This window comes from Streptomyces phaeochromogenes (assembly GCF_001418655.1).
Classification (GTDB): domain Bacteria; phylum Actinomycetota; class Actinomycetes; order Streptomycetales; family Streptomycetaceae; genus Streptomyces; species Streptomyces phaeochromogenes.
On the sequence record NZ_LIQZ01000151.1, the window covers coordinates 1 to 7,198 of the forward strand.

General features: G+C 74.7%; 3 protein-coding genes. 2 read left to right on the plus strand and 1 reads right to left on the minus strand.

Translation table 11 applies throughout. The features are described from left to right. Positions 1 to 55 precede the first annotated feature (55 nt). Positions 56 to 3,832, minus strand: a complete 3,777-nt coding sequence (locus tag AOK17_RS20910) for an FHA domain-containing protein (protein ID WP_055614042.1) — start codon at positions 3,830 to 3,832, stop codon at positions 56 to 58. A 438-nt stretch (positions 3,833 to 4,270) separates the two neighbouring features. Here AOK17_RS20910 and AOK17_RS20915 point away from each other — a divergent pair, with 438 nt between their 5' ends. Continuing rightward, positions 4,271 to 5,941, plus strand: a complete 1,671-nt coding sequence (locus tag AOK17_RS20915) for a serine/threonine-protein kinase (RefSeq protein ID WP_055614043.1) — start codon at positions 4,271 to 4,273, stop codon at positions 5,939 to 5,941. 185 nt (positions 5,942 to 6,126) lie between these two features. Then, on the plus strand, positions 6,127 to 7,198 hold a 1,072-nt coding region (locus AOK17_RS20920; RefSeq protein WP_055614044.1), incomplete at its 3' end, for a serine/threonine-protein kinase.

Consider the following 7,198-nt stretch of genomic DNA (forward strand, 5'->3'; position numbering starts at 1 on the left):
GGGACGGGAATGGGTAGGGGCGGCGGGGGCGCAAAAACACCGGACGAACCCGGCGCTAGAGAAGCGACGGCACCTCCGTCGCCGAGACCGAGCGGGCCGCCCGCTCCAGGGCGCTGGCCAGGAGGGCCAGGTCCGTGGGCCCGTTGCCCAGCTCGCGGACGGGCCGCCGCGCGGGAGGATCACCCATGCGGGCCCACTCCAGCGGCACGACCGTGGGCCGCAGAGTCGCCGTACGAGGAATACGCCCCGTTACCCGGCCCCCCTGGAACGGCGTTGACCGACCGGCCGGTCCGCCGAGCCGCCCCCGCCCGGGCGCAGGCTCCTCCGGCCCGTCCACCACCGCTTCGAGCACAACCCGAAGCGTCGCCCGCCGAGCCAGCTCCGTCTCGTCCGTCCGCTCCCCGCCCCCGGTCGCGGCCACCAGATGCACCCCGAGCCGCTCCCCGTCCCGCGCCACGGCTTCCAGCGCCCGTACGACCGATCCGGCGGCGGGACGACCGGGGGAGCCCAGCGCCGGCGAGAGCAACGCGTCGAGGTCGTCGACGACCACGACGAGCCGGGGGAGCGGAGGCCCCGCGTCCGGCCGGGGCCGGCTCGCGACGGGACGCAGCCGGAGGGTGGAACTGGAGGGCGTGTCGAGGTCCCCGGCCCCGGCAGCCCCGCCGGCCGTACCGCCCGCCTGCCTGGCCGCCGCCGAACCGGCCGATCCAGCCGAACCGGCGGACCGCTGGGCGACGACACGGCCCGACGCCCCCTGCCGGTCCTGCCGGTCCTGAAGGGAGTGCCACTCGGCGAAGTCGAGCCGGCCGAGCAGCTCGGCCCGCCGCTTCAGCTCGGCAGCCAGGGACTGGGCGAACTCCCGCATCCGTACGGGGTCGTGGGCGCCCAGATGCGTCGTGACGTGAGGCAGGTCCGTACACACCTGGAGCCCGTCCCCGCGCGCCGCCGCGCCACCGCTGCCCGTGCCGTCCCGGCCGTCGATGAGCACGATGCCGAGCCGGTCGGGCCGCTCCGCGGCGGCCAGCGAGGCGGCCACCGAACGCAGCAGTTCCGTACGCCCGCTGCCCGAGGGGCCCTCGACCAGCAGATGCGGTCCCTCGACCGCGAGGTCCGCGACGACGGGCCCGCGGGGACCGGCGCCGAGCACGGCCGTGGCCCGGCCGCCGAGCGCCTCCGGGTCGTCGGCCGCGTCAGCCCAGCGGGCCATCAGTGACGCCGGGGTGGCCCTCGCGAGGCCCAACTCGTCCAGGAGACGGGCGGATTGGGGCAGCGGCGCGGACACACGGGTGTGCCGCTCGCCTGCCACGCCGTCCGCGCGGAGCGGCGCCAGCGCCCGGGCGAACCGCTCGGCCCAGGCCATGGACACGGCGTCCACCGCGGCGACCGTGCCGTGACCCACGGGCCCGCCCTGCGCGGGGGACGCGGAACCGCCCGTCTGCTTGCCGTGCGCCACGCGCAGCAGCCGCAGCGCCGTCGCCACGTCACCGCTGAGCAGCGCGACGGCACCGCACTCCCGGAAGGCGGGCGAGGCCGCGCAGGCCGCCTCGTACGTGTCCGTCACCGGTGAGGCGGGCGACGCGGCCGGCGTCTCGACCAGACAGATGACGTGGATCCCGGCCTGGGGCCCCTCGGCCGCGAGCCGTGACACGGCCTCCCGCACACCGGCCGACCCGGGGTCCCCGTCCACCACGACGACGGTGTGGGGGCCCGGCCACTCGGTCTCCGCCGGATCGTCGGACCGCGCCCAGGAAGGCCGCCTGGCCCGCCCTCGGGCCGCCGCGTCACTGGTCTGCGTACCGCTGCGGGGGAGTCCCAGGTGGGTGATGTTGCTGTCGCGTGCGGTGGGGTGGGCGCGGGGCAACACCGGACCGGTGGTCCCGTCGGCCGCCGAGCCGCCGTCGGACGGGTGCCTCGGCCGGGCCGCGCCGTCGGAGGAGGAAGAGGAAGGCGAGGAGGAAGGCGAGGATCCTGGACGGCCGCTCGCGCCACCGTCGTGGCCCCGCTCGCCGCCGGGCCGCTGTACGGCCCCGAAGGCGCCGCTGTCGTCCGGTGAGCCCTCGCCGAGGCGAAGCGCTCCGCCGGTGGATCCGGTGGACACGGAGGCCCGGCCCACCTCCGCCAGGTGGTCCTCAAGTCGCCGGACCAGCTCCTCCGTACGCGCCGTCGCCTGTTCGCGGTCGTAGGCGAGGAGGAGACGGCAGTCCTGGCCGTGGGTGGGACGGAGATGGGGGAGCCAGCCGAGCCAGGACCACTCGGCGGTGCGCTCTTCCACGGAACGCGAGCGGTCCGTGCTGATCAGGGTGATTTCCAGGGCGTCGGGCGAGTGCAGCGCGGCGAGCTGGGCGACCACCGCGCGGGCGAGCCCCGAGAGGCGGCCACGCGGCCCTGCCAGGCCGAGCGCACCGACCTCCCGCAGCCCCGCGGTCACCGGCACCGAGGGGAGCAGGCCGGAGCCGTCGGGTGCGCTCCGGTCCGCCGTGCCGAGCCGGACCGTGAGCGTCTCCGGGTGCCCCGGGCCGCGCTCCCACAGACGGGGTCCCGGTCCGAGCGCGGCCAGCAGCAGCGCGGCGGGATCGGGCCACCGCTCGGGAGCGGACGCGCCCGCGACGACGGGCTCCTCGGCTGCCGATGTCTCGTATGCATCGTCGTACGCGTCGTCGTAGGCCTCGTCGTGCTCCGCGTCCGGCTCGTCGCTCCGGCCGCCCGCCAGCCGCCGGGCCCATGCGGAGAGCCCGCCGCGCTTGCGCACACCGCGCGGCACGGGTGTCCCCCGGAGGGGAGTGCCTTTTCGGCCGCCCTCACCGGGGGCGGGCGCGTCCGGGGTCTCCTCGGGGGCCGCTCCGGAAGGCGCTCCGGTGTCCGTGCTCTCGATCCGCGGCGCCCGGCCCTGCCCGGGCACGACGGTCGGACCCGCGGGCGTGTGCCCCTGGGACGAGGGCGCGGCCCCGTGGGAGCGCCCGCCCTCGGCGGAGCCCCACCCGGCGGTGCCGTACCCGTGATGCGTCTCGCCGGTCGGCGGAGCGGCCTGGAAACGGGACGCCGCCTCCGGAGCACTCCCGTCGTCCCCGTCACCTCGGGCGCCCCCGTCGCGCGCGTGGGGCACCCTCGCTGCTCCTGCTCCGGCCGCCGATGCCTGCTGTCCCGTACGACCGGCCGTGTTCGTCGTCGGCTGTTCCCGCTCGGGAGTCTCCGGTGCCGTCGCGACCCGGACGTGTCCCTCGCCGTCCGGCGCGGTCTCCCGCACGACGGCCGGTTCGCCCGCCGGGGCCAGGCGCAGCGCCGATTCGCCCACCCGGAGGAGTGCCCCGGGGGCGAACCGCACCTGGCGCTCGCTCACGCGCCGGCCGTCCAGTGTCGTGCCGTTCGTGGAGCCCAGGTCCGCCACCGAGACGCGGCCGTCCGCCGCGACCGTCACGGCGCAGTGGAGGCGGGAGACGTCCGGGTCGTCCAGCGGCACGTCCGCGTCGGCCGAGCGGCCGATGTCGATCCGGCCGCCGTGCAGGAAATGGACGCCTCCGGCGTCGGGCCCGGCCACCACGCGCAGCTGTGCCGCGGCCGGGTCGAGGTCGGGACCGGGCTCAGCGGGGGAGCCCAGGGACAGCACGGCGCCGTCCATGAGAGGTGGCTCACCCAGCGTGCAGCGCTGTGCGTCGAGCCGCTCCGCCCCCGCGTACAGCACCCCGGCTCCCTCGCCCCCGACCGCCGAGGCGAGGCCTGAGGCCACCGCCGCGAGCGCGGTCCCGGCGGGTGCTGTGACCAGCACGTCGCAGGACGCGGGGCGTCCCTCGGGGCGCGTCCCCAGCGGGTCTACGACGGTCAGCCGGATCTGCATCGCCGTCAGCGGTCCCTTCTGTCGCGGGCGCCCGCGACGAGGCTGCTCCGCGATCCCCCACCGCAGATTCCCCCCACCGCACACGGGCACTTCGGCCAGTACGGGAAGCATCCTCGCACCTGCCACTGACAACACGCCCGTCCTCCACCGGCAAGTGATCTTGATTGGTCGGCTCTGCCCGCAAAAGTGCCTGACCAATGCCCGACCGATGTCCGCTTGAGATCGGTCACGTCAAGATGCGGCAACCAAACCACCCAAAGCGAGCGTCTTTTCATCGAACACATACAGGAACGCCTTACGTAATGCATGGGCAGACGAGGTGAGGGAAACCGCAGCGGGACGACAGCCCGGTGCCACGTTCGACGGCACTACAGTGGGTCGGAACCACCCGTAGCGGGGTGGACGGATCAGTCAGGCAAGCAGCAGGGAGCGCATGACGTGCGGCCGGTAGGGAGCAAGTACCTCCTTGAGGAGCCGCTTGGGCGCGGCGCCACAGGCACCGTCTGGCGCGCCCGCCAGAGGGAGACAGCGGGCGCCGAGGCGGCAGTACCCGGTCAGCCGGGTGAAACGGTGGCGATCAAGGTCCTCAAGGAGGAGCTCGCCAACGACGCGGACATCGTGATGCGGTTCCTGCGTGAGCGCTCCGTGCTGCTCCGCCTGACCCACCCGAACATCGTGCGCGTACGGGACCTCGTGGTCGAGGGCGATCTGCTGGCCCTGGTCATGGACCTGATCGAGGGCCCGGACCTCCATCACTACCTGCGCCAGAACGGCCCGTTCTCGCCGGTCGCCGCCGCGCTGCTGACCGCCCAAGTCGCCGACGCGCTCGCCGCGAGCCACGCCGACGGCGTCGTGCACCGCGACCTCAAGCCCGCGAACGTCCTGCTCAAGCAGGGCGGCGGCCAGATGCACCCGATGCTGACGGACTTCGGCATCGCCCGCCTCGCCGACTCCCCGGGCCTGACCCGCACCCACGAGTTCGTCGGCACGCCCGCCTATGTCGCGCCCGAGTCGGCCGAGGGCCGTCCGCAGACCTCCGCCGTCGACATCTACGGCGCCGGAATCATGCTGTACGAGCTGGTCACCGGCCGTCCCCCGTTCGGCGGCGGATCGGCCCTGGAGGTTCTCCACCAGCACCTGAGCGCCGAGCCGCGCCGGCCCTCCACGGTCCCCGACCCGCTGTGGACCGTCATAGAGCGCTGCCTGCGCAAGAACCCCGACGAGCGGCCCAGTGCCGAGAACCTCGCCCGCGGCCTGCGTACGGTCGCCGAGGGCATCGGCGTGCACTCGAACTCCGCGCAGATCGCCGCCGCCGAGGCCGTGGGCGTCCTGCTCGCCCCGGACCTGGCGCCCGCCGCCGTGCCGGGCGACTTCGGTGCGGCCGACCCCACCCAGGTGCTCCCGCAGGGCGCCGCCTCGTACGACCCGAACGGCGCGACCAGCGTCCTGCCGCACACCGGCGCCGCCGATCCCACCGCCGTGCTGCCCAACCGTGGCGCGGCCGACCCGACGGCCGTGATGCCGCCGGTGCCGCCGGGCCAGCCCGGGGGTGGGCCCGAGGACCCGCACCCCTGGCAGAACCAGCTGCGGGCGGCCCGCGACCGCAACGAGCCGACGCAGATGCAGCCGTACCTCGACCCGAACGAGGACCCGCTGCGCCGGCGCCCGCAGCGCCAGGTCGCCAGGCCCCAGCAGCAGCCACCGCCGCCGCAGAGGCCCCAGCAGCCCCAGCAGCGCAGGCAGCGACCGCCCCAGAACCAGCCCGGCTACGGCTATCCGCAGCAGGGACAGCAGCCCCAGGGTTACGCACCCCAGCATCAGCCCCAGCAGCGGCACGCTCCGCCCCAGCAGCCTCAGCAGCCCGCGCCGCGACCGCCGCGCGAGCCCCGGCAGCGCAGCGCCAACCCGATGAAGATCCCCGGGCTCGGCTGCCTCAAGGGATGCCTGTTCACCGTCGTCATCCTGTTCCTGGCCGGGTGGGCGATCTGGGAGTTCAGCCCGCTCCAGGGCTGGATCGGCACCTCCAAGAGCTACTGGGACCAGCTGACGGACTGGATCGGCACGGTCTCCGGCTGGGTCGAGGACCTGGGCGGCGGTTCCGGCAAGTAAGTAAGTCCTCTCAGCTGCCGGTAAGTCTTTTCCGGTATTTCAGAGCATTGCCCCTTCAAATCCCCAGAACCGCGGTGCGGTTCTGGGGATTTGTCGACACCTGGGGGGTGATTTCTGTCGCCGAAGAGGAGGTTGGCGCTCTGGGCGCGTAGCTTTATCGGCAACACGCGCCCGTAGGAGCAGTCTTGGTACGGAAGATCGGCAGCCGGTACACCGCCAACCAGATTCTGGGGCGGGGCAGCGCCGGCACGGTGTGGCTCGGCGAGGGGCCCGAGGGCCCCGTCGCCATCAAGCTGCTGCGCGAGGACCTCGCGTCCGACCAGGAGCTCGTGGGCCGTTTCGTGCAGGAGCGGACGGCCCTGCTGGGCCTCGACCACCCGCACGTCGTCTCCGTACGCGACCTCGTGGTCGACGGCAACGACCTCGCCCTGGTCATGGACCTCGTCCGCGGTACGGATCTGCGGACCCGGCTCGACCGGGAGCGGCGGCTCGCGCCCGAGGCGGCCGTCGCCATCGTGGCCGACGTCGCGGACGGACTCGCGGCGGCGCACGCGGCGGGGGTCGTGCACCGGGACGTCAAGCCGGAGAACGTGCTGCTCGACATGCAGGGACCGCTCGGACCCGGCGGCTCGCATCCCGCGCTGCTCACCGACTTCGGCGTCGCCAAGCTCATCGACTCACCGCGGCGGACGCGCGCGACGAAGATCATCGGTACGCCGGACTACCTGGCGCCCGAGATCATCGAGGGCCTGCCCCCGCGGGCGGCCGTCGACATCTACGCGCTGGCCACCGTGCTGTACGAACTCCTCGCCGGGTTCACGCCGTTCGGCGGGGGACACCCGGGTGCGGTCCTGCGGCGGCACGTCACCGAGACCGTCGTTCCTCTGCCCGGGATCCCCGAGGAACTGTGGCAGCTGCTCGTGCAGTGCCTGGCGAAGGCACCCGCCTCCCGCCTGCGGGCGTCCGAGCTGGGCGAGCGGCTGCGGGAGCAGTTGCCGCTGCTGGCGGGCATGCCGCCACTGGACGTGGACGAGCCGGACGGCGACGAGGACGGGGGCGGCGGGTACGACGACGGGCCGGCCGAGCCGGAGGCTCCGCGCGAGCGGGTCCGGCGCGGGGCCGTTCCCCTCGTACCCGGTGCCAAGCCGGACTCGAACCGTGACACGCATACGTCGATGAGGGTGCCCGGGCCCGACGAGCTCGCGGGCGGCGCCCGTGGCACGGCCCGTGCTCCGCGTGCCGCCGGGGCGCCCCGGC

Coding starts and splice junctions, on each gene's coding strand:
- AOK17_RS20910 (WP_055614042.1), bottom strand. CDS start 3,832: ATGCAGATCCGGCTGACCGTCGTAGACCCGCTGGGGACGCGCCCCGAG.